At 65.0% G+C, this 22197-nt stretch carries 19 protein-coding genes; 15 read left to right on the top strand and 4 right to left on the bottom strand.

The window, feature by feature from the left end:
* Positions 1-101 precede the first annotated feature (101 nt).
* The 3 genes from E3T41_RS03725 to E3T41_RS03735 are packed head-to-tail and all read left to right on the top strand — an operon-like array spanning position 102 to position 2529.
* Entirely contained in the window at positions 102-914 is an 813-nt protein-coding gene (locus tag E3T41_RS03725) for an ABC transporter ATP-binding protein (protein ID WP_134477584.1), read from the top strand.
* The gene (locus E3T41_RS03730) at positions 911-1723 is read left to right on the top strand and encodes an ABC transporter permease (protein ID WP_241991017.1); all 813 of its coding nucleotides are present in this window, start codon (positions 911-913) and stop codon (positions 1721-1723) included. Before E3T41_RS03725 ends, E3T41_RS03730 begins: the two co-directional genes overlap by 4 nt.
* The gene (locus E3T41_RS03735) at positions 1720-2529 is read left to right on the top strand and encodes an ABC transporter permease (RefSeq protein WP_134477403.1); all 810 of its coding nucleotides are present in this window, start codon (positions 1720-1722) and stop codon (positions 2527-2529) included. Before E3T41_RS03730 ends, E3T41_RS03735 begins: the two co-directional genes overlap by 4 nt.
* A 54-nt stretch (positions 2530-2583) precedes the next feature.
* Here E3T41_RS03735 and E3T41_RS03740 read toward each other — a convergent pair whose 3' ends face one another.
* A complete protein-coding gene (locus E3T41_RS03740; RefSeq protein ID WP_134477586.1) occupies positions 2584-3606 on the bottom strand; it encodes an App1 family protein in 1023 nt (340 codons plus the stop codon).
* A gap of 148 nt (positions 3607-3754) precedes the next feature.
* Here E3T41_RS03740 and E3T41_RS03745 point away from each other — a divergent pair, with 148 nt between their 5' ends.
* From E3T41_RS03745 to E3T41_RS03765, 5 genes are all read left to right on the top strand, one after another.
* The gene (locus E3T41_RS03745) at positions 3755-4432 is read left to right on the top strand and encodes a TetR/AcrR family transcriptional regulator (protein WP_092450497.1); all 678 of its coding nucleotides are present in this window, start codon (positions 3755-3757) and stop codon (positions 4430-4432) included.
* 200 nt (positions 4433-4632) lie between these two features.
* Positions 4633-5565 carry an ABC transporter ATP-binding protein gene (locus E3T41_RS03750; RefSeq protein WP_092450495.1) on the top strand — a complete coding sequence of 311 codons (933 nt, stop codon included), beginning with the start codon at positions 4633-4635 and terminating at the stop codon, positions 5563-5565.
* A complete protein-coding gene (locus E3T41_RS03755; protein ID WP_092450492.1) occupies positions 5562-6245 on the top strand; it encodes an ABC transporter permease in 684 nt (227 codons plus the stop codon). Before E3T41_RS03750 ends, E3T41_RS03755 begins: the two co-directional genes overlap by 4 nt.
* The gene (locus E3T41_RS03760; protein WP_092450489.1) at positions 6242-6949 is read left to right on the top strand and encodes an ABC transporter permease; all 708 of its coding nucleotides are present in this window, start codon (positions 6242-6244) and stop codon (positions 6947-6949) included. Before E3T41_RS03755 ends, E3T41_RS03760 begins: the two co-directional genes overlap by 4 nt.
* A 29-nt stretch (positions 6950-6978) precedes the next feature.
* Positions 6979-7905 (top strand): ABC transporter substrate-binding protein, encoded by a 927-nt coding sequence (locus tag E3T41_RS03765; RefSeq protein ID WP_092450733.1) that lies wholly within the window; start codon positions 6979-6981, stop codon positions 7903-7905.
* 64 nt (positions 7906-7969) lie between these two features.
* On the opposite strand, the gene E3T41_RS03770 is transcribed toward E3T41_RS03765, so the two are convergent.
* Complete coding sequence (locus E3T41_RS03770; protein WP_233195384.1) at positions 7970-8920, bottom strand: M56 family metallopeptidase; 951 nt, start codon at positions 8918-8920, stop codon at positions 7970-7972.
* 27 nt (positions 8921-8947) lie between these two features.
* The gene (locus E3T41_RS03775; RefSeq protein WP_092450731.1) at positions 8948-9334 is read right to left on the bottom strand and encodes a BlaI/MecI/CopY family transcriptional regulator; all 387 of its coding nucleotides are present in this window, start codon (positions 9332-9334) and stop codon (positions 8948-8950) included.
* Positions 9335-9502: 168 nt separating this feature from the next.
* Here E3T41_RS03775 and E3T41_RS03780 point away from each other — a divergent pair, with 168 nt between their 5' ends.
* The 4 genes from E3T41_RS03780 to cydC all read left to right on the top strand — a co-directional run bounded on the left by E3T41_RS03780 (position 9503) and on the right by cydC (position 15371).
* Entirely contained in the window at positions 9503-10915 is a 1413-nt protein-coding gene (locus tag E3T41_RS03780) for a cytochrome ubiquinol oxidase subunit I (RefSeq protein WP_134471699.1), read from the top strand.
* A gap of 22 nt (positions 10916-10937) precedes the next feature.
* Positions 10938-11942 carry a cytochrome d ubiquinol oxidase subunit II gene (gene cydB, locus E3T41_RS03785; protein ID WP_134477405.1) on the top strand — a complete coding sequence of 335 codons (1005 nt, stop codon included), beginning with the start codon at positions 10938-10940 and terminating at the stop codon, positions 11940-11942.
* 65 nt (positions 11943-12007) lie between these two features.
* Positions 12008-13678: a thiol reductant ABC exporter subunit CydD gene (cydD, locus tag E3T41_RS03790; protein ID WP_134477407.1), complete on the top strand. Its 1671-nt coding sequence runs from the start codon at positions 12008-12010 to the stop codon at positions 13676-13678.
* Complete coding sequence (gene cydC, locus E3T41_RS03795) at positions 13671-15371, top strand: thiol reductant ABC exporter subunit CydC (RefSeq protein ID WP_134477409.1); 1701 nt, start codon at positions 13671-13673, stop codon at positions 15369-15371. Before cydD ends, cydC begins: the two co-directional genes overlap by 8 nt.
* On the opposite strand, the gene E3T41_RS03800 is transcribed toward cydC, so the two are convergent.
* On the bottom strand, positions 15359-15994 hold the full coding sequence (locus tag E3T41_RS03800; RefSeq protein WP_092450475.1) for a DedA family protein: 636 nt from the start codon (positions 15992-15994) through the stop codon (positions 15359-15361). The two genes, cydC and E3T41_RS03800, sit on opposite strands and share 13 nt — an antisense overlap.
* A 200-nt stretch (positions 15995-16194) precedes the next feature.
* On the opposite strand from E3T41_RS03800, the gene leuS reads away from it, so the two are divergent.
* The 3 genes from leuS to E3T41_RS03815 all read left to right on the top strand — a co-directional run bounded on the left by leuS (position 16195) and on the right by E3T41_RS03815 (position 22183).
* On the top strand, positions 16195-18780 hold the full coding sequence (gene leuS / locus E3T41_RS03805) for a leucine--tRNA ligase (protein WP_370257013.1): 2586 nt from the start codon (positions 16195-16197) through the stop codon (positions 18778-18780).
* 137 nt (positions 18781-18917) lie between these two features.
* On the top strand, positions 18918-19610 hold the full coding sequence (locus E3T41_RS03810; protein WP_134477411.1) for a helix-hairpin-helix domain-containing protein: 693 nt from the start codon (positions 18918-18920) through the stop codon (positions 19608-19610).
* Positions 19607-22183, top strand: a complete 2577-nt coding sequence (locus E3T41_RS03815; protein ID WP_134477413.1) for a ComEC/Rec2 family competence protein — start codon at positions 19607-19609, stop codon at positions 22181-22183. Before E3T41_RS03810 ends, E3T41_RS03815 begins: the two co-directional genes overlap by 4 nt.
* Positions 22184-22197 lie beyond the last annotated feature (14 nt).

Raw genomic sequence — 22197 nt, forward strand, 5'->3', positions numbered from 1 at the left:
TCTGACCGGAACGTAAAATGGGCACCGGACGAGAACCAATCGCTGCAGCCGCTAAGGAGTAAGAAGACGTGAGTAGTACTGATGCCGGTGTTCGTGATTCAGTGGTCCGCGCCGAGGCGGAGGCGGCCGCTTCGGGAACCGGCCTGCATATCTCCCAGTTGCACAAGGTCTTCGCCGCCGGGCGCAAAAAGGTCGTCGCCCTCGACAATGCCAACCTGCACACCGACAAGGGCAGTTTTCTCTCCCTGCTCGGGCCGTCCGGGTGTGGAAAATCCACCATTCTGCGCATCCTCGCCGGGCTCGAGCAGCCAACGAGCGGCACGACCAGGGTAGACGGCAAGAGCCCGCAGGAGCTGCGTGGCGGGCACCAGCTCGGCATCGCCTTCCAGGATTCCGCCCTCCTGCCCTGGCGCAGCGTGCGCTCGAATATCCGTCTGCCGTTCGAAGTAGCGCGCATTCCCGTCGACGATGCCTACATCGACGAACTGATTGCCCTCGTCGGACTGCAGGGCTTTGAGAAGGCCAAGCCCGCGCAGCTCTCCGGCGGCATGAAGCAGCGCGTGTCCATCGCCCGGTCGCTTGTACTCAAACCCTCGGTGCTGCTACTCGACGAACCCTTCGGGGCCCTGGACGACATGACCAGGCAGCGTCTCAACCTTGAGCTGCTGCGCATCTGGACCCAGAAGCCGGCCACCACGCTCATGGTCACCCACGGCATCGCCGAGGCGATCTTCCTCTCCGACCACGTCGCGGTAATGAGCGCACGTCCCGGTCGGGTCAAGGAAGTCATCGACATCGACCTGCCCCGGCCCCGGTTGCCGGAGATGATGCGTTCGCCCGAGTTTCACTCCCTGCACGACCGTGCATCCGACCTGCTGTTTAGCGATGCCGCCGTGCAGGGCGACGACCAGTGATTCGAAGTTCGCTGCGCGCCCTGCCCGCCTGGGCGACTGGGCTGATCGGGGTCGCCGGCGTTGTCGCACTGTGGTGGATCAGCGCCGTCACTGTCTTGGCCGAGGTCGGCTCGATGCCGGGCGGCGCGGTGCCGACCCCGCTCGATGTGCTCCACCAACTGCTCAGCGATGGGCCGGCCTTCTACCTGCCGCACGTCAGCGTCACCGTGCTCGAAGCGCTCATCGGCTTCGCCTGGGGCAACGGGCTCGCCCTGGCCCTCGCCGGCCTCGTGCTGCTACTGCCGCGTATCGAGAAGATCGCCATGCAGATCGCCGTGATCACCTACTGCATCCCGATCGTCGCCATCGGCCCGATCGCCTACATCGTGATCGGCGCGCCGAGCGCCGGCGACCCGGCGGGAACGGCGGTTTTTCTCGCGGCCATATCCGTGTTCTTCACGACCGTGATCGGTTCCCTGGTCGGTCTCAAGGCAGCGGATGCCGCGAGCCTCGACCTCATCACCGTGTACGGCGGCAGCAGATTCACGCAGCTGCGCAAGGTGCGCCTGATCGCGGGGCTGCCCAGTGTGCTGACGGCGCTGCAGATCGCCGCGCCGGCCGCCTTCATCGGGGCGATCCTGGGGGAGTACCTCGGCGGGGTCAGCCGCGGCCTCGGCATCGCCATGCTCGTGGCCGGTTCAACGGCCAACGTCGACCGGGTGTGGAGCCTCGCGCTCGTCGCAGGAGTCACCGCGGGGCTCGGCTACGCGATTTTCGCCGTCATAGTGCGTTTCGCCACGCCGTGGACGACCGGACGGAGCAGTCGATGAGCTTCGCACGAGTCGCAGTCACGACCGTACTGCGCGGACTGCTGACCGGGCTCGTCACCCTCATTCTCGTGCTGCTCGCCTGGCAGGCACTGCTCCTCGTGCTGGACATTTCGCCCTTCCTCGCCAAAGGACCCCTCGACGTCTGGACCTGGCTCGTTACCGTTCCCGAGGCCGCCGATAATCGGGCCCTCATTCTGGGCAACCTCGTGGTGACCCTGAGCGACGCCTTTCTCGGGTTCGTCGCCGGGCTCACCTGTGCCCTGCTGCTCGCGGTCGTGTTCACCCTGTCGCGGGGTATCGAGCATGCCCTCATGCCCATCGCCCTGCTGCTGCGGTCGGTGCCGCTAGTGGCCCTCGTGCCGATCATCAGCCTCATCACCGGGCGCGGACTCACCACCGCGGTCGTGATGGGTGCCATCGTCGTTCTGTTCCCCGCCCTCGTGAACATCGCCTTCGGTCTGCGGTCCTCCTCACCACAGATCAGCGATGTGATCACGGTCTACGGCGGCAGCGCCGTCACGACCCTGCGCAAGGTGGCATTGCCGAGCTCCCTGCCCTCGTTCTTCGCCGCGGTGAAGATCTCGGTGCCCGGCGCTATCACCGGGGCACTCTTGGCCGAGTGGTTGACCACCGGCCAGGGCCTCGGCAACTCGATCGTCGCCGCTGTCGCCAAGGTGCAGAATTCCGAGGTGTGGGCCTCGGTCGTGGTGATCACCATCGTCTCGCTCGCCCTCTACGGCCTGGCCCAGGTCGTCGAGAACCTGGTGCTGCGCCGCGTGAGCATGGAGCAGAGCACCGCGGGGTAACCCAACGCGATCACAATCGCTGGTTGTGTCAAAGCCGCTCAGATCAGGCCGGGCTCAAATCAGGCCGTGCTCGGCCAACTGGCTGGACAGGCTGGACCCATCGGGGCCGTACACCCAAGGGGCATCAGGGCCGCCCTCGATGAGCACGGCGTCGCGGGAACGGCCGCCGGCGAGCACGGCCTCGCTCGCAGAGAGCTGGCGAATGGCCACGGCGGCGACGCTTCCGGGGTAGTCGCGTTGAAAGTCGCTGTAGATGGCTTCGTCGTGCTGGCCGTCGTCACCGATCAGAATCCAGCGGATTTGCGGAAACTGTTCGGCGAGCCGCCGCAGGTTGTCGCGTTTGTGGGCACTCCCGCTGCGGAACCAGCGGTCGTGCGTCGGGCCCCAGTCTGTCAGGAGCAGTGCCCCAGCCGGGTACAGGTTGCGGGAGAGAAAACGGGACAGGGTCGGTGCCACGTTCCAGGCTCCGGTCGAGAGATAGATGACCGGAGCACCCGGGGTGAACGACGCGAGCCGTTCCAGAAAGACCGCCATCCCTGGGGTCGGCACCCGGGCATGCTCGTCGAGCACAAACGTGTTCCAGGCTGCCAGTAGGGGGCGGGGGAGGGTTGTGACCATGACGGTGTCGTCGACATCAGAAACGACACCGTAGCCGACCGTTGGGGCAACGATGAAGATGGGGGCGTGCTGAACGTCGGAGAATTCGGTGTGCAGTCGGGCGACGTGCCATCCCGGGGGCAATGACACGGGCACCACGGTGTCGACGACCCCGCCCCGGTCGGCCTGCACGTGATGGGTCTGGCCATCGATCTCGATCGTGACCGTGACGTCATTGACCGGAACGCTTGTGAAGCTGCGCCAGCCTCGAATTCCGGCGTCGCGGCCATCCGCTCTCGGACGTTTTTGCCGTTTTTCCGGCTTGTCCGGCTTGGCCAGCAGAACGCGGCAGAGAATGCGCACCCACCCGGTGGAGCCATAGCCGGAGTACGGAATAACGGTCGGTCGGTAGCCGCGGCGACGGGCGGAGTGTTCCCGCCGATCGTGCAGCCAATCCTCGATCCGGGCGGCACGGTGCATGATGCGCACGGGACTGGTCGCGTTCGGCGTGTTGTCTCGGGACTCTGGCACTCCCTCATTCTGCCATGCTTGCTGTGCATCCCCCGATCAGAGATGTATAAATGGGGTTTTACCCCGTATGATGTTGACTTATCTTCAAGGGGGATAAATGCCGCTTAATGGCCTATTGGGTGAAGACGCTGGCGCCGCACCACAGCAGGTGCGCGCTGAGCCGATTCAGCAGCGCAGCGCAGCACGGTTGTCCGGTTTGCTCGATGCCGCAGCTGCGGTCGTGGACGAGGTCGGTTTCGACCGCATCACGACGGCGATGATCGCTGAGCGTGCCGGTGCGTCGATCGGTACGGTCTACCGCTATTACCCCGACCGGGTGGCTGTTCTGCACGCCCTGCACGAGCGTGCCGTCGTGCGTTTTCGGCAGCGCGTCGTCGACGAGCTCGGTGCAAGCACCCTTACCACCTGGTGGGACGCTGTCGACTGTGTCGTCACGGCCTTCGTCGGTCTGTACCGTTCAGAGCCCGGCTTTCGCATCGTCAACTTCGATGACCGAGACGGTGCTCCGGCAGCGGATGCCGCGGCCGACGTTGATTTCTTCGCCCGCCGCCTGGCTGATGTGCTCGTGAACGAGTTCAATCTGCCCGCCGGCCCGGAGCTCATCTTTCGCCTCGAAGTCGCCGTCGAAATGGCCGACGCACTATTGGCACGTGCTTTCCACAGCGAGCCGCTCGGTGAAGAACGGTTTATCGCCGAGTGTCGGCTGGTGCTGCGCGAGTACCTCGACCGCTATTACAGCCCGCGGGCGCTCAGCCTCCTCGCCGCTGCGTCGTAGCCTCTGCTCGTCATAGCGGCTCTGCGTCGATCTGCCGATGCATTGCTCGGTAGGGTGGTCGGAATTTGAGGCAGTGGGTTGCCTGTTCGCTCCGGGATGAATTCTTTTTGCGCAATCTGTTTTGCCTGTCGCGTAGAAAAGTGGTTGGGTTAGCATCTGGTTTGTCTGACCCGACTTGATGCGAGGAGCGAGCCACCACGATGATTGAATTCCACTCGGTGACCAAACGGTTCCCCGACGGCACGGTTGCCGTCGATGGCTTCAGCCTCGTGCTGCCCTCACGCAAAACCACCGTTCTGGTCGGAACCTCGGGGTCAGGAAAGACAACGCTGCTGCGCATGATCAACCGGATGGTCGACCCGACGAGCGGGTCTATCGAGATTGACGGGGCCGATATAGGCACACTCGAACCGGTCAAACTGCGGCGTGGGATCGGCTACGTCATGCAGAACTCGGGGCTGCTTCCCCATCGCAAGGTCATCGACAACGTCGCCACCGTGCCGATGCTATCGGGGATTCCCAAGAAGAGAGCCCGCACCGAGGCTCTGCAGTTACTCGACACGGTCGGTCTTGATCGATCGCTTGCCAACCGGTACCCGAGTCAGCTCTCCGGCGGCCAGCAGCAACGAGTCGGAGTGGCGCGCGGCCTCGCGGTCAATCCCAACATTCTGCTCATGGATGAGCCCTTCGGCGCCGTTGACCCCATTGTGCGGGCGGAACTGCAGCAGGAGTTGCTGCGCCTGCAGCGGGAACTCGGAAAAACGGTCGTGTTTGTGACGCATGACATTGACGAGGCCTTTTTGCTCGGCGACCAGGTGGTGATCCTGCGTACCGGCGGGCTGATCGCCCAGGTGGGGTCCCCGGCGGAGATCCTGGCCAATCCGGCAGACGATTTTGTGGCCACCTTTGTCGGTGCAGATCGCGGCAAACGCGTGCTGCACCTCGAGTCCCACTCGGACGGCGACGTGCTTGTCGACGCCGATGGACGGCTCGCCGGCGTACTCGCGGGTGGAACGTCCCCGAGTGCCGCCGCTGGAGCAAAGGCCGCGCCCGAAGAAAAGGCCGCCCCCGAAGTAAAGGCCGGCCCGTTCGCGGGATCGGGTGCCCCGGCGCAGGGTGGGGATCCCCGGTGACCTGGATATGGTCAAACCTGGACCTCATCTGGGATCGCACTCTCGATCACGTCGTGCTGAGCGTTCCGCCCATCATCCTCAGTTTTCTCCTGGCTGTTCCCCTCGGCTGGCTGGCATACCGCTTCCGCGTTGGGCGCGGCATCATTCTCTCGGGCGTAGGCCTGCTGTACGCCGTACCCTCGCTCCCACTCTTCATTGTGCTTCCTTTCATCGTGGGAACGACCGTTCGTTCGCCTCTCAATCTCATCATCGCCCTGACGCTCTACGGTGTGGCGCTCATGGTGCGAGTGGTGGCCGATGGTCTCGCCTCCGTCGACCGGAACGTTCGACAGTCCGCGATGGCGGTGGGCTTCTCCGAGTGGACCCAGTTCTGGCGGGTGGAGTTTCCACTCGCGGGTCCGGTCCTGCTGGCCGGGTTGCGGGTCGTCGCAGTGAGTACGGTCAGTCTCGCTACGGTGGGCGCTGTCATTGGTGCCCAGAGCCTGGGCAGTCTGTTCACCGACGGTTTTCAGCGTGGCATCCAGGCGGAAATCATTGCCGGGATTATCGCCACGGTCGTACTCGCCCTGGCACTGGATGGGGCTCTCGTTCTTCTCGGTCGCCTTCTCATGCCGTGGACGAGATCTGCGCCATCGGCGGCGCGCGCGCCGATGCGCTCTGACAAGGAGGCGGTGGCATGAACTTCTTTGCAGATGCAGTCGCGTGGCTGTTCGATCCGACCAACTATGTGGGATCGAATGCCATCGGCATCCGGGTATTGGAACACCTGGGCTTTACTTTGCTCACACTTGTCTTTGCGTCCGTCATCGCCATACCGCTGGGCTTCTTCATTGGACACACCGGACGCGGGCGTGGCTTGGCTGTCGGAACTGCAGGCGCTTTCCGTTCCATTCCGACCCTGGGGTTGCTCACGCTTGTCGCTCTGTCGGTGGGAATCGGTCTGACCGCACCCTACGCGGCCCTCACGGTGCTCGCGATCCCACCCATTCTCGCGGGGGCATACACCGGCTTTGAAGCGATTGATCGCGCGACCATCGATGCCGCCAGAGCCGTGGGGATGTCGGAGGGGCAGATTGTGCGCAAAGTGGAGCTTCCGCTCAGCCTTCCCCTCTTGATGGGTGGGTTGCGCTCGGCCACGCTGCAAATCGTGGCCACCGCCACACTCGCTGCCTACGTGGCCGACATCGGACTGGGCCGCTTCCTGTTTACGGGGTTGAAAAATCTCGATTATGCGCAGATGCTGGGCGGGTCCATTCTCGTTATTCTGCTCGCGCTGCTGCTTGAGGGCATCTTTACGGTGCTTCAGAAATTGGTTGTTCCCCGCGGAGTTGCGGCCGGACGCCCCACAGACATCTGGGCCGGTTTCACCAAGCTGGCCCGGTGATGGAATTCGCCATCATGAAAGGAAAACGCATGTTCACAGCAAAAAAAGGCCGACTCACGCTCATCAGTGTGGTCGCGGTTGGGGCCGCAGTAGCCCTCGCAGGGTGCGCGTCCGGTGATCCCCTGGGCAGTGGAAGTGGCGCCACAAGCGCTGCCGACACGCTCGTTGTGGGTTCCCAGGACTACTACTCCAATGAGATCATCGCCGAGATCTACTCGCAGGCATTAGAGGCCAACGGTTTCACCGTCGACCGCACGTTCCGGATAGGCCAGCGCGAGGTGTACCTGCCCGAGCTGGAAGCAGGCGGCGTCGATGTATTCCCCGAATACACCGGTAGCCTGCTGCAGGCACTCGAACCGAACGCTGTCGGTGGCACGAGCGACGCGATCTACACCGAGCTTCAAGCGGCGCTTCCCTCCACCCTGCGCGTGCTGGACAAAGCGGCGGCCTCAGACCAGAATTCCTGGACCGTAACCCAAGCCTTCGCGGAAAAATACAACCTAACGGACATTGCGTCACTGAAGAATGTCACCGAACCGCTCATGGTTGGTGGCACCTCTGTGCTGGAGACACGTCCGTATGGGCCGGCCGCCCTCAAGGCGAAGTACGGCATCGAAACCGCCGGTTTCACCCCGATTGAGGATGGTGGTGGCCCGCTGACCGTTAAGGCTCTTGTTGACAACGCTATTCAGCTGACCAATATTTATACGGCAAGCCCCAACATCAAGTCAGACAAGCTCGTGGCGTTGAGCGACCCAGATGGTCTCTTCTTCGCGGACAACGTCGTGCCTTTGGTTTCCGAAAAGGTCACCGACAAGGCCGCGTCGGTACTGAACAAGATCAGTGCTGCCCTCAGCGCTGAGGACCTGGTGAGCCTCAACTCCGAGAGCGTCAATGACCAGAAGTCCGCTGAGGCCATCGCGGCGGCCTGGCTCGAAAAGGCAAACCTCTTCTAGCCGTATCGTTTCACCCAAAACCCTCATAACGTCCCTTCTTGGGCGGTGTGAGGGTTTTGTGCGTCTATGCCCGCAACAGCACGATGGCGGGGGCGAGGGCGAGCGCGATCGCGGTCACGAAGACGGCCATGGTGGCGAGGCGGGACAGGGGAAGAGCCTGGTTCATGAGCCGGTACACCCGCGGAGCGACGAGAGCGCGCTCCGGCGACGAGATCCATGGCTCGTCCGACTCGCCATCCGACGCTGCGGCGAGGACCTCCGGTTGTTGCCCCAGCCCCACGAGCGCGATAGCGGTAGCAAGTGTGCGGTCGTCCACGTCGCGGCGTGCGCGATCGTCCGCGATCATTTCAACCAAGAGCGCCACGGCATTTTCAGCGCGATTGGCGATGGGAAACCAGGGTAGGGCGCTGTGCCAACTCTTGAAGGCCAGTAACACCAGGTGATGCTGCTGAACCAGATGGGCTCGTTCGTGGGCGATCACCGCACGCACCTGGTCGGCGTCGAGCAGGCGGAGCAATCCCTTAGACAGCACCGTCGCGGAATGACCAGCACCGGGAAGGCAATAGGCGACCGGGGCAGGATGGTCGATGACGCGCATTCCCGGTTGGCCGTTCAGAGGATCGCTGAGCAGGGCGATGAGAGTGTAGTGGCGGCGTCGCTGTCGCTCGGCGCGCACGAAAGTGGCGAACAAATTCAACAGCAGGTGAGTGCTGAGCAGAATAGCTGCCCCGAGCGCGAGCACGTGGGTGAAACGCGTATCGGCCGGAAGAGTACCGGACCGCAGGCTGTCGCCGAGGGCGATGACGCTCTGTGGCAGAGCATTACCGAACGGAACAAGACCGTAGAGCAGCAGGGAGCCGATCATCGACATGCCACCGGACAGGGCGATGGCCTGCCAGAGCACGAGGGCGACGTCCGGGGAGCGCGCGGGCCAATCCGACCGGGCCAGCACCAACGGAAAAGGCCAAGCGAGAATCACGGCAATGACGCCAAGCAGGGCGGCGCTGATGATCACGGGTATCGCAGTTAAGGTCTGGCGGAGTTAGAGGTTGTCGGTCGTCGCAACGCCGAGGAGTTGGCGCAGTGTGTCCGCCTCCTGAGGGGTGACGCCTCCAATGAACCGCACGAGGGCCGCTTGGCGGTCCGGCACCTGCCCGAGTACCTCATGCATGAGCTCGGCCGTGTGGGTCGCACGGGTCATAACAGCGGTGTACGTGTGTGGGCGCACGCTGCGGTCGCGGGTGACGAAACCCTTTGTCTCAAGTCGAGACAACACCGTCAGAACGGTTGTGGTCGCCAGTGGCTTCGTGGGCTTGGTCGCAAGACCCGGGCGCATCAAAGAATCCTTGAGATCGTTGGCGGACAACGGTGTGGGGGAGTCCCACAGGACATCCATCAGAAGCCGCTCAAGCACGCCCAAATTTGCCATACGCAGCATCTTACGCGGTCGAACTGTAATTTCTACGTGTCGTAGAAAATTGCTGTCATGCCCAGGTTTCTACACAGCGTAGAAGTGTAGTGTTCTACACAGCGTAGAAGTGTAGTGTTCTACACAGCGTAGAAATTATGCGTGCTGCGAATAAATGCTGGAGGGCATATGAACGAGTGGTTGGATCCGTTACTCCTCTCACGGTGGCAGTTCGGTCTTACGACCGTCTACCATTTCCTCTTCGTGCCTCTCACCATTGGCATGGCCCTCACGGTCGCCATCTTCCAGACGGCGTGGGTGCGCACCGACAAGGCCAAGTACTTGCAGCTGACGCACTTCTTCGGCAAAATCTTTCTGATCAACTTCGCCATGGGCGTCGTGACGGGAATCGTGCAGGAGTTTCAGTTCGGTATGAACTGGTCGGATTACTCGCGCTTCGTCGGTGACGTGTTCGGGGCCCCGCTCGCGTTCGAGGGCATCCTTGCCTTCTTCCTCGAGGCGACGTTCATCGGCCTGTGGATCTTTGGCTGGGACAAACTGCCGAAGAAGGTGCATCTCGCCACCATATGGCTCACCGTGATGGGCAGCATCACGTCGGCTTACTTCATCCTCGCGGCCAACGCCTTCATGCAGAACCCGATCGCGTATACCATCAACGCGGAGAAGGGCCGGGCCGAGCTGACTAGCATCGGGGAACTGCTCACCAACCCGATCGCACTGGCGGCGTTCCCGCACACCATCTTCGCGTGTTTCATGGTGTCGGCAGGCCTGATCATTTCGGTGGCGGCCTGGCATCTGGCACGTAACCAGCATTTTGAGACCATGCGCCCAGCTCTCAAATTCGGTCTGTGGATGATGGTCCTGGCCGGCATTGGTACAACTCTCGCCGGCGACCAGCTCAGCCTCGTGATGGGTGAGGTGCAGCCGATGAAAATGGCAGCCGCCGAGGCGCTTTACCACACGGCCACCGGAGCCAACGCGTCGTTTTCCCTCTTTACACTCGGCACGCCCGACGGTGTGCACGAACTCTTCTCGATCCGCATCCCTTACCTGCTTTCGTTCCTCTCGACCCACACCTTCGACGGCACCGTGCAGGGCATTAACAACTTGCAGGCCCAGTACGTTTCGACGTACGGCCCCGGCGACTACACGCCCACCATCTGGATCACTTATTGGGCGTTCCGCTGGATGATCGCTCTCGGTCTCGTACACATGCTCGTGGCCGTCGTTGGGCTGTTTCTCACCCGCAAGGGACGGATGCCGAAGCAGAATTGGGTATGGAAGCTCGCTATTTGGAGCTTCCCCGCTTCGCTACTCGCGATGACGGTCGGCTGGGTATTCACCGAAATGGGCCGCCAGCCGTGGCTCGTGTTTGGTCTGCTGAGAACGCAGGACGGCGTTTCACCCGGCGTGACCGGCGTGGAAATTCTCATCTCCCTGATCGCCTTCACGGTGCTCTACGGCATTCTCGTGGTGGTCGAGTTCAAACTCATCCTGAAAGCCGTTCAGAAGGGGCCGGACGATGCTCCGGTTCTCGACGCCGAGTCCGGCGAAGTCAAGCACACCGCCACGGTCTATTAAGACGGGTCTAGGGGAATACAAAATGGATCTCACAATTCTTTGGTTCTGGATCATCGCTGTCATGTTCGTTGGGTACTTCGTGCTCGATGGATTCGATTTTGGGGTCGGCATGTCTCTTCCATTCCTGGGCCGGGACGACACCGATCGCCGCGTTCTCATCAACACCATCGGTCCGGTTTGGGACCTTAACGAGACCTGGGTGATCGTGGCTGGGGCGTCGTTGTTCGCGGCGTTCCCCGAATGGTACGCAACGATGTTCAGCGGTTTCTACCTCCCGCTCGTGCTTATTCTGGTCGCCCTGATCGTGCGCGGGGTGTCGTTTGAATACCGGCACCAACGCCCCGAATCTTCGTGGAAGAAATGGTTTGACGGCATGATTATCTTCGGATCGGCCGTTCCGGCATTGCTCTGGGGTGTGGCTTTCGCGAACATCGTGCGCGGCGTGAACCTCGACGTCAACCACAACTACACCGGTACCTTCTTTGACCTACTCAACCCGTATGCCCTGCTCGGTGGGGTCACCACTCTGCTGCTGTTCTTTGCGCACGGTGTGGTCTTCATCTCGCTCAAGACCGAGGGTGACATTAGACTGCGGGCACGCAAGCTCGCCACCAAAGCCGGCATCCTGACGATCGTTGTCGCGGCTACCTTCCTGGTGTGGACAATCTTTGCCTACGGCACCGTGGCATCCGCTCTTCTGGCCGCCGTGGCGGCTGGTGCACTGATCGCATCGTTCCTCGCCAACCTGCGCGGGGCCGAGCGGCTCGCATTCGGCTTGATGGCCGGCGCTATCGGGTTGGTCGTGCTGAGCCTGTTCGCTTCGCTGTTTCCTGAGGTCATGCCGGCGAGTAACGACCCAGCCAACAGCCTGACCATCGCCAACGCCTCCTCGTCGGCGTACACGCTGGGTGTGATGAGCTGGACGGCACTGATCGGAATGCCCGTCATTCTGCTCTATCAGGGTTGGACCTACTGGGTGTTTCGCAAGCGCATTGGTCGGGCCCATATTGAGGTCTCTGTTCACTAGATCGCCCCTGACGAGTACCCCGTTGACCAGCACACCCGTGACACGGGCTGTGGGAGAATAAGGCAGTGCGCCCCCTGGATCCTCGCCTTCTTCGTTATGCCTCAGCGGCGCGCCGGTTTCTTCTCATTGGCGCGCTGCTCGGGTTCGCACAAACCCTCGTTGTCGTCGCCTTCGCGTGGTTTCTTACCCGAGCAATCACCCTCCTGGTGGCGGGGGAGCCCCTCACTGAGATCGTACCCACGCTGGTCGCCCTAGCCGCGGTCATTGTGCTCCGGTCTCTGCTGATCTGGTTGCTGGAAGTCGCGGCCAACCGCGGTGCGGCGCAGGTAAAGAGTCAACTGCGCGCCAAGGTCATGGCCAAGCTCGCCGAGCGCGGCCCAGACTGGGTCGCCTCGCAGCAGAGTGCACGCCTGGCGACCGTTGTCACGACCGGCCTCGACGCACTCGACAACTACTTCGCGCGGTATCTGCCGCAGCTGTTGCTGACCGCGATCGCTACGCCGATTCTGATCGCGGTAATGCTCTGGCAAGACCTGCCCAGCGGCCTCACCGTCATCATCGTGATTCCGCTCATCCCCGTGTTCATGATTCTCATCGGCCGGGTCACCCAGTCGGTACAGCAGGACCAGTGGCAGGCACTGCAACGCCTCTCCACCGGGTTTCTCGACGTGGTCGGCGGCCTCGGCACCCTCAAGATCTACGGCCGGGAACGCCGTCAGTTTGATCGCATCCGTTCCATCACCGAGCAGTACCGCACCCGAACAATTAAGGTACTGCGGGTATCCTTTCTGAGCGGCTTCGTGATCGAACTGGCCGCAAGTCTCTCGGTCGCTCTCGTCGCCGTGTCGATTGGACTGCGGCTCATCGACGGCGAGCTGCTGCTCGGCGTCGGGCTGTTCGTCCTGCTGCTGGCCCCCGAGGCGTTTCTGCCGGTGCGCCAGGTCGGAGCGCAATTTCACGCCGCGGCCGACGGCCTGGCCGCTGCCGAAGAGCTGTTCGCGATTCTCGACGACGACTTCAATAAAGCGGATGCCCCGGCGCCGGTCGATCCTGCGGCTGCGCCGGTCGCGCTGGGAGGCCTCGGTGCCGGCAAGCTGCGCCTGGTCGACGTGTCTATTCGGCGCGGCGACACCGTCGTGATCGACCGGATGGACGCCGAATTCGCCTCCGGGCAAATTAGCGTGCTGCGCGGCGTGAGCGGAGTCGGCAAGTCCACCCTCGTCGCCGCCCTGCTCGGCTTCGTACCCCTGACCGGTGCAGTGACGCTCGGCGGCGTTGCCGTGGCAGCCGGGCCGAGTCGGCCGTGGTTGGCCTGGGCCGGCCAGCGACCCGGCCTGGTCCGGGGAACGGTGGCCGAGAATGTGGCGCTGGGAGCGGCATCCGCTGGCCAGGGCACGCCCACCGGGACTCTGGTCGCTCAGGCCCTCGACTGGGCGGGGGCCGCTGAGGTTTCACCGGCCACGGTGCTCGGGGTCAACGGCGACGGGCTTTCGGGCGGGCAGGCGCAGCGCGTCGCCGCCGCGCGGGCGATCTACCGGGCCCTCGCGACCGAGTGCCAGGTCGTGATTCTGGACGAACCCAGCTCGGCGCTCGACGTCGACGCCGAGGCCGGCCTGCTCGCCGGGCTGCGCCGACTGGCCGATCAGGGCCGCGTCGTGATCGTGGTCAGCCACCGGCCGGGCGTCCTGGCCGCAGCTGACCATATGATTGAGCTGCAGGAGCTGATTCATGTCTGACCGGACGCCGACCCCGGCCGCGCGCGACGTACTGCGGCTCGCCCAGCCGCGCCCGCGCTGGTTCGCTCCAGGCCTGCTGGCCGGCGTGACGAGCGCCGTCATGGCGGTGGCGCTGCTGGCCTGCTCGGCCTGGCTCATTACCCGCGCCGCCGAAATGCCGTCCCTGGCCTATCTGGGCATGGCCGTCGTCGGCGTGCGTGCCTTCGCCATCTTTCGGTCCGTGTTTCGCTACCTGGAGCGCCTGACCAGCCACGATGCCGCATTCCGGCAACTCGCCGAACTACGCCTGGGCATCTTTCGTCGTATCGTTCCGGTCGCCCCGGCCGGCCTGGCCCAGACCGGGCGCGGCGATCTGCTCACCCGCCTCGTGCGCGACGTCGATGACCTGCAGGACCTGCCGCTGCGGGTTGTGCAACCGCTGCTGGTCGCGGGAATCACCGCCCTGCTCAGCGTGATCGGCATCTGGCTGATCGTGCCGGCCGCCGGCCTCACCCTGCTCGTCTGCCTGCTGTTGGCCGGAGTGCTCGGCACCCTTTTCTCCGGCAGCCTGGCCGCCCGGGCGGAGCGGGAGCTCGCACCGCTCCGCGGCACCCTTGCCGATGAGGTGCTCGAAATCGTGGAGAACCTCGACGTGCTCACCGCCTTCGACGCCCTCAAGCCGCGTCTCGCCGCGCTCGCCCGCACCGATGAGCGCCTGCGCCGGGCCACCCTGCGCCGCTCGGTCGGAGTGGGCGTGCAATCGGCCGTCGTTGCGATGTTTGCCGGTGCGGCAACGCTGGGCGCGCTCTACTTCGGCATACCCGCGCTCGATGGCGGCGGCGGACTCCTCAGCCCGGACCTGCTCGGCCCGACCCTCATCGTCGCCGTGCTCGTGCCGCTGGCCGTATTCGAGGTGTTCGGAATGATTCCGCTCGCCGCCTCGGCCTGGCGCCAGGTGCGGGTGAGCGCGCGGCGCGTCGCCGAGGTTGTTCCGGCTTCGCCACCGGCTGAGATTCCCGTCGATGTACCGAACCTCCGGCCGTGGCGGGCAACCCCGGTCATGCTCGAACTGACCGACCTGGGTGCCAGCTGGCCCGGCCAGACCGAACAGGGCGTGGCCGGTGTGACCCTTCGGCTCGCGCCGGGGGACCGGGTGCACCTGGCCGGACCGAGTGGTGCCGGCAAGACCACCCTCGCGCAGGCCCTGGTGCGGTTTCTTGACTACACCGGTTCCTACCGTCTGAACGGGGTCGAAGCCCGCCTGCTCGCTCAGACCGACGTGCGGCGGGTGGTCGGACTGTGCGAGCAGCGCCCGTGGTTATTTGACGACAGCATCCGTCAAAATCTGCTGTTTGCCCGCGATACTGCCACCGACGCCGAGTTGTTAGCCGTGCTGGCCCGCGTCGGACTGGCTGAATGGGTCGCAGCGCGCGGCGGCCTCGATGCCCGGGTCGGGGAGCGCGGCGCCCTGGTCTCCGGCGGACAGGCTCAGCGGATTGCCCTGGCCAGGGCCTTGCTGGCCGACTTTCCGGTGCTCATCGTCGACGAACCCACCGCGAACGTCGACAGTGCCCAGGCGGATGCCCTCGTGCGCGACCTGCTGAGAGCTGCGGCCGACGCCCACCGGGCCGTGCTGCTCATCTCCCACACGCCGGTGCCCGACGACCTGGTGACGGCCCGGGTGACCCTGCCAGCCCGGGCTCAGTCCATGTGACGCAGCTCGCGGCGGTGCAGCCATTTCTTGATCAGGAACACCGCGAGTACGAACAGTGCGATCACGCCGACGAACAGGTAGCCGGCGAAGTGCAAGCTGCCGCTGAGCTCGCGGTAGCCGCCGGCCGCCGCCGACCCGACGGTGACATAGGCGAGTGACCAGATAACGCAGGCGGGCACGGTCCAGGCCATGAAGGTGCGGTAGCGCATATGGCTCATTCCAACGGTGACCGGAATGAGGGAGTGCAGCACCGGCAGAAACCGGGAGATGAACACGGCCAAACCACCGCGCCGGTCGAGGTAGTTCTCGGCGCGAATCCAGTTGTGTTCGCCGATGCGGCGGCCCAGCCGGCTTGCACGGATGAACGGTCCGAAGTGGTGGCCGAGCGCGAAGCCGATGCTCTCCCCGCCCAGGGCGCCGACGATCACGGCGAGCACGAGCGTGACAAACTCGACGGGGCCGGAGACCGCCGTGCTGGCGACGATCACTATGGTGTCGCCGGGAACGACCAGGCCGACCAGCACTGAAGTTTCCAGCAGCATACCCAAAAAGGCCAGCAGTGTTCGAACGACCGGGTCGACGCTGGATACGGTGTCGAGGATCCACGTGAGGATGTCATTCATTTCGCTCAGCCTACGTGCTGCGCCTGAATCAACAAGGCCGGGCCCTCTGGCACCCCGGGCGGCCAGCTGCGAAGGCTTCGTGCCTCGTGCGACCTTGGAGTCGCTGCGTCCTAGTAATCTAAAGGGGGGGTACACCGGCGCTTTGTTGTGCGTGCACCTCGTATCAATCATGTCTAACCCCTGCAATGAATGAGAGTCACGTGGTTCACGAGCACGAAAGCGTACGCATCGATTCGAGCGTTGAGAGCGACGAAGAAGTGTATGACTTCGCCGCGATCCAGGCGAAGTGGCAACCCATCTGGGAGGAGCTCGCTCCGTTCAAGACGAGCGGTGAGGGCGACACCCGCCCGCGCAAGTACGTGCTCGATATGTTCCCGTACCCCTCCGGCGACCTGCACATGGGTCACGCCGAGGTCTATGCGCTCGGCGACGTCGTCGCCCGCTACTGGCGCCACCAGGGTTTCAACGTGCTGCACCCGATCGGCTGGGATTCCTTCGGCCTGCCCGCCGAGAACGCCGCCATCAAGCGGGGCATCGACCCGCGCGGCTGGACCTACGACAACATCGCCCAGCAGAAGAAGAGCATGAAGCTCTACGCGACCAGCTTTGACTGGGACCGCGAACTGCATACGAGCGACCCCGAATATTACAAGTGGACCCAGTGGCTGTTCCTGCAGCTGTACAAGAAGGGCCTGGCCTACCGCAAGGACAGCTGGGTCAACTGGGACCCGATCGACCAGACCGTACTCGCCAACGAGCAGGTGCTGGCCGACGGCACGAGCGACCGCAGCGGCGCCGTCGTCGTGAAGAAGAAACTCACCCAGTGGTACTTCAAGATCACCGACTACGCCGACCGTCTGCTGGATGACCTCAATCAGCTCGAGGGCACCTGGCCGGCCAAGGTGCTCAACATGCAGCGTAACTGGATCGGCCGCTCCATCGGAGCGGATGTCGACTTCCAGGTCGAGGGACGCACCGAACGCGTCACCGTGTTCACCACCCGGCCGGACACACTGTTCGGCGCGACGTTCATGGTCGTCGCCCCGGATTGCGACCTCGCCGCTGAACTCGTCGCCGAGGCGACGCCCGAGGTGCAGGAAGCCTTCCAGGATTACCTCGTACAGGTTCAGCGCAGCACCGAGATCGAGCGTCAGGCCACCGACCGGCCCAAGACCGGCGTGTTCATCGGCCGCTACGCGATCAACCCGGTCAACGGGGAACGCCTCCCGATCTGGGCGGCGGACTACGTGCTTGCCGACTACGGCACCGGCGCGATCATGGCCGTGCCGGCCCACGACCAGCGCGACCTCGATTTCGCCCGTGCCTTCGACCTGCCCGTGCGCGTCGTCGTCGACACTAACTCGCCGGCCACCGGCATGATCCCGGTGATCACCCAGGGCATGCTCGACGGCACCGAAGAGCTGCCGGCGCTCGACCCGCTCAGCACCGGCATCGCCCTGGCGGGCGAGGGCCGCCTCATCAACTCCGGTCCGCTCAACGGCCTGAGCAAGATCACCGCGATCAAGCGCATCGTCGAGCAACTCGCCGCCGACGGGCTCGGCCGGTCGGCTAAGAACTATCGTCTGCGCGACTGGCTGGTTTCCCGGCAGCGTTACTGGGGAGCTCCGATCCCGATCATCCACGGCACCGATGGTGCAGAGATCCCGGTTCCCGACGACCAGCTGCCGGTGCTGCTGCCGCCGGCAGAGGGCCTCGATCTGAAGCCGCGGGGAACGTCGCCGCTCGGCGGTGCGACCGACTGGGTCAACGTGCCGAACCCGATCGACGGCACGCCGGCGACCCGCGACGCCGACACCCTGGACACCTTCGTCGACAGCTCCTGGTACTTTCTGCGGTTCCTGAACCCCACGGACGACACCAAGGCCTTCGACCCGAAAGAGGCCGAGAAGTGGGCGCCGGTCGACCAGTACGTTGGCGGCGTCGAGCACGCCATTCTGCACCTGCTGTATGCGCGGTTCATCACGAAGTTCCTCTTCGACGAGGGCTATGTGAGCTTCACCGAGCCGTTCACCGCCCTGCTCAACCAGGGCATGGTGATTCTCGACGGCGCCAAGATGAGCAAGAGCAAGGGCAATTTGGTCTACTTCACCGAGGAGATCGAACGCCACGGCGTTGACGCCGTACGCCTCACGATGGCCTTCGCCGGCCCGCCCGAAGACGACATCGATTGGTCTGACGTTTCCCCGGTCGGCTCGGCCAAGTTCCTGGCCCGCGCCTGGCGCGTCGCCCGCGACGTCACGAGTGCGCCCGATGTGGAGTGGAAGACGGGCGACGTCACCCTGCGCCGGGTCACCCACCGGTTCTTGTCCGACGCACCCGGCCTGGTGGAGTCGTTCAAGTTCAACGTCGTCGTCGCCCGCCTGATGGAGCTCGTCAACGCGACCCGCAAAGTCATCGATACCGGTGCAGGGCCAGCGGATGCCGCCGTGCGCGAAGCCGCCGAAGCCACCGCCATGGCGCTGAACCTGTTCGCCCCCTACGCCGCGGAGGACATGTGGGAGCACCTCGGCTACGAGCCGTGCATCGCCCTCGTGCCGTGGCGCAAGGCCGAGCAGACCCTGCTCGTGCAGGAATCGGTCACCGCGGTAGTCCAGGTCGACGGCAAGATGCGCACCCTCCTCGAGGTATCGCCGAAAATCTCAAGCGAAGACCTGGAGAAGATGGCGCGGGAAGCCGCCGCGGTCATCCGTTCGATCGGTGATCGCGAGATCATCAAGGTGATTGTGCGCGTGCCGAAGCTCGTCTCCTTCGTCACCCGCCCATAGCGGAAGGCAAAATCGGGCCGCGGTCGATCCCTCGCAGGATCGGCCGGGGCCTTCTCCACAGGACCGTCCTGCTTTCTCTGTGCACAGATGGGGCATCCGACCAGAAACGGATGCTTCGCGCGGCCTAGCCTACGAGCATGCAGCCCGACCGGTTCCCCCTCGATCTGGAGCGCCTCGCTCCGGCCGCGCCGGGACGTCCCCGACTGCGAATCGGCGTGGGAGCGGCCGTCGTGCTCCTGCTGCTCGCCCTCGTGGTCGCCGTCATCGTGTCGGCGGTGGGCCAGCAGGCGGGGCAGCGCACGGTCGGCTCGGAAACGCTATCGATCCCCATGGGCGGCAGCCTCGAGCCGTTTGATGCCGGTGAGAGCACAGCGCCGAATGACTCTGCCACGGACGCGATCATCTTCGTGCACGTTCTGGGGGCGGTCGCCCGGCCCGGCCTGTTCGAGTTGCGGGACGGCGCCCGGGTCATGGATGCGATCGCCGCCGCCGGCGGGCTGAGCGCCGAGGCCGACCCTGCCGGGGTTAATCTTGCCCGGGTTGTGAGCGATGGCGAGCAATTGTACGTGCCGCGGCAGGGCGAGGTGTCGCCGGGCGTCCCAGCGGCGGCCGTCTCCGGGGGAGCTGGCGCGCCCGCCGCCAAGGTCAACCTCAACTCGGCGACGCTCGCAGATCTCGACTCCCTGCCCCGCATCGGCCCAACCATGGCACAGCGCATCATCGACTTTCGCACGGCTAACGGGCGATTCACCAGCGTGGACGGCCTGCGCGATGTCACGGGAATCGGCGATAAAACGTTCGAGGCGCTCAAAGACCTCATTACGGTATGAGCCTCGACCTGCGGCTGGCGCTTCCGGCCCTGGCCGCGTGGCTTACTGCAGGGCTGCTGATCGGAGCGCCAGAGGGCGCCTGGTCCATCGCCCTGGTGCTGTGGGCAGCGGCTGGGATGACGGCTGGCATCCTCGTGATGAAACGGATGCCGGCGCATTCCGTCGTGCTGGGGGCCGATGCGCCGCAGCCAGTTCGATCGGCAACCGATCGTGCGAGCGTTGTGCTGGCCAGCGGTCGTGCTGCTGGGCGGGCCGTGGAGCAGAATGCAGCGTCCCGTCGGCGGGGTCGTACTACCCCCGGAACGTCACCTCGGCCGGGTGACCGCTGGCAGACGCTGGGCGGCAGCATCGTGCTCTGCTGTGCGGCGGCGGCTCTTGTCGCCACTGCCGTCGGGGTATGGGCGCCGGTTCGCCTGCCGCCGGAGGTGCGCGCCGCCGCGGAGTCGCACGCGACGCTCACGGTCACGGTCACCGTCTGGTCGGTTCCGGTACCAGCCAAAGCTTTCATCGGCGGCGGTACGTCGGGGCGGGTGCGCTACCGGGCCACGCTCACGCAGTTGGACCTGCTCGGCGAATCGACGAGGGTGTCGACCCCGGTGGTGGTGTTCGCCGAGGCGGCCGGGGGAGGCGACGCACCCGAGATCGGCACCAGCCTGCGCCTGCGGGGCACCCTGCGCCCGACAGATCCGGGCGACGCGGCGGTCGCCTTGCTGTTTGCCACCGACCCCGCTCAGGTAGCCGAGTCTCCGCCCTGGTGGCTGCAGTGGGCGAACGAGCTCCGCGCTCGGTTCGCGGCGGCCGCGACGAGCCTCCCCGGTGACGGGGGAGACCTGCTCCCCGGCCTGGCGATCGGCGACACGAGCGCGGTCAGCCCCGACCTCGATCAAGCCATGAAAACCAGCTCCCTGAGCCACTTGACCGCCGTTTCCGGGGCCAATTGTGCCATCGTTATCGCCGCGATCATGCTGCTCGGCGGCTACCTGCGGCTCGGTCGGAGCTGGCGCATTCTGCTGTCACTGGCGACGCTGCTCGGCTTTACCGTGCTGGTCACACCCGAGCCGAGCGTGCTGCGCTCGGCGGTCATGGCCACCCTCACTCTCGCGTCGATCGGCGCCGGCCGGCCCGGGCGAGGCGTGCCTACCCTGCTCATCGTGGTGATCGGACTGCTCGCGAGCGACCCGTGGCTGGCCCGCAACTACGGCTTTGCGCTGTCCGTGCTCGCGACCGCGGGGCTCCTCATTCTGGCCGGTCCGCTCAGCCGGCTGCTCAGCCAGTGGATGCCGCTGGCCCTGGCCGCCGTCATCGCCATTCCCCTGGCCGCCCAACTAGCCTGCCAGCCCGTGCTCATTCTGTTGAGCCCCAGCCTGCCGCTGTACGGGGTGCCGGCCAACATTCTCGCTGGTCCCGCCGCGCCGGTCGCTACGGTGGTCGGGCTGATCGCCTGCCTGACCCTGCCGGTGCTCTCGGGCGTAGCGTCGGGCCTGCTCGCCCTGGCCTGGCTGCCATCGGCGTGGATCGCCGCCGTGGCCCAGACCACGTCGACGCTGCCGGGCACCCGCCTGCCGTGGCCCGGCGGAGTGCCCGGCGTATTGCTGCTCTCAGTCGTCACCTTGCTCACGCTCGTGGTCGTCCTGCGCGGCCCGGCAGCTCGCCCCGCCCGCTGGCCGGCGGCGGTCCTCGCCGTGCTGCTGGTCGGCTTCGGAGGTTACGCCGGGGCGCTGATCGGCACCGGAATCGGCCGGGCCGCCTCCTTGCCGGCGAACTGGCAGATTGCGGCCTGCGATATTGGGCAGGGCGACGCCGTCGTCGTGCGCGATGGTGATCGGTACGGTCTGGTTGACGTCGGTCCCGACCCGAAACTGCTCGCGAGCTGCCTGGCCACCCTTGGCATCAGTCGCATCAATTTGCTCGTACTTACCCACTACGACCTCGACCATATCGGCGGGGTGGATGCTGTCATCAACAAGGTCGATACCGCCCTGGTCGGGCAGCCGGAGAACGCGCAGGACGAACGCCTGCACGAGCGTCTCGCCGCTGGTGGAGCCGTCGTGCGTCAGACGGCTCGGGGTGATGCCGGCACGCTGGGCGGACTGCGCTGGAACATACTCTGGCCCGTCCGTGGAGCCACGACGATGCAGGCGGGCAACCCGGGAAGCATCACCATTGTGTTCGAAGGGCGGGGCATCCGTTCGATTTTTCTCGGAGATCTCGGCGAGGAATCGCAGAATGCCTTGCGGCGGGTCTCGCCGCCCGGCCGGGTCGACGTCGTGAAGGTCGCCCACCATGGCTCGGCCGATCAGAGCCCCGAGCTGTACGCCGAGTTGCGGGCCCGGGTGGGGCTGATCTCGGTCGGCGCGACAAACACCTACGGGCATCCCACCGACGCGTTGCTCAACGTTCTCGCTTCGGTGAAAACCGTGTCCGTGCGCACCGACCGGGAGGGGATGGCGGTGGTTGCGCCAGGGGACAACGGCACCCTCGTGCTCTGGACGGAGAAGATTACCGACCGCGGGCCGCCCGTGCCGCCGACGGCTGCCCCGGATGCTGCCGGGAGGGTCAGTCGTGCGCGTTAGGCTTGATCGACCAC

The sequence above is a fragment of the Cryobacterium sp. Hh38 genome (genome assembly GCF_004403235.1).
Classification (GTDB): domain Bacteria; phylum Actinomycetota; class Actinomycetes; order Actinomycetales; family Microbacteriaceae; genus Cryobacterium; species Cryobacterium levicorallinum.

Bases quoted from the DNA above. Each gene is read 5' to 3' on its own strand.
- E3T41_RS03745 (WP_092450497.1), top strand. From the start codon at position 3,755: ATGCCGCTTAATGGCCTATTGGGTGAAGACGCTGGCGCCGCACCACAG.
- cydC (WP_134477409.1), top strand. From the start codon at position 13,671: ATGTCTGACCGGACGCCGACCCCGGCCGCGCGCGACGTACTGCGGCTC.
- cydB (WP_134477405.1), top strand. From the start codon at position 10,938: ATGGATCTCACAATTCTTTGGTTCTGGATCATCGCTGTCATGTTCGTT.
- E3T41_RS03760 (WP_092450489.1), top strand. From the start codon at position 6,242: ATGAACTTCTTTGCAGATGCAGTCGCGTGGCTGTTCGATCCGACCAAC.
- E3T41_RS03815 (WP_134477413.1), top strand. From the start codon at position 19,607: ATGAGCCTCGACCTGCGGCTGGCGCTTCCGGCCCTGGCCGCGTGGCTT.
- E3T41_RS03765 (WP_092450733.1), top strand. From the start codon at position 6,979: ATGTTCACAGCAAAAAAAGGCCGACTCACGCTCATCAGTGTGGTCGCG.
- E3T41_RS03780 (WP_134471699.1), top strand. From the start codon at position 9,503: ATGAACGAGTGGTTGGATCCGTTACTCCTCTCACGGTGGCAGTTCGGT.
- E3T41_RS03800 (WP_092450475.1), bottom strand. From the start codon at position 15,994: ATGAATGACATCCTCACGTGGATCCTCGACACCGTATCCAGCGTCGAC.
- E3T41_RS03735 (WP_134477403.1), top strand. From the start codon at position 1,720: ATGAGCTTCGCACGAGTCGCAGTCACGACCGTACTGCGCGGACTGCTG.
- E3T41_RS03750 (WP_092450495.1), top strand. From the start codon at position 4,633: ATGATTGAATTCCACTCGGTGACCAAACGGTTCCCCGACGGCACGGTT.
- E3T41_RS03810 (WP_134477411.1), top strand. From the start codon at position 18,918: ATGCAGCCCGACCGGTTCCCCCTCGATCTGGAGCGCCTCGCTCCGGCC.
- E3T41_RS03775 (WP_092450731.1), bottom strand. From the start codon at position 9,334: ATGGCAAATTTGGGCGTGCTTGAGCGGCTTCTGATGGATGTCCTGTGG.
- E3T41_RS03740 (WP_134477586.1), bottom strand. From the start codon at position 3,606: ATGCACCGTGCCGCCCGGATCGAGGATTGGCTGCACGATCGGCGGGAA.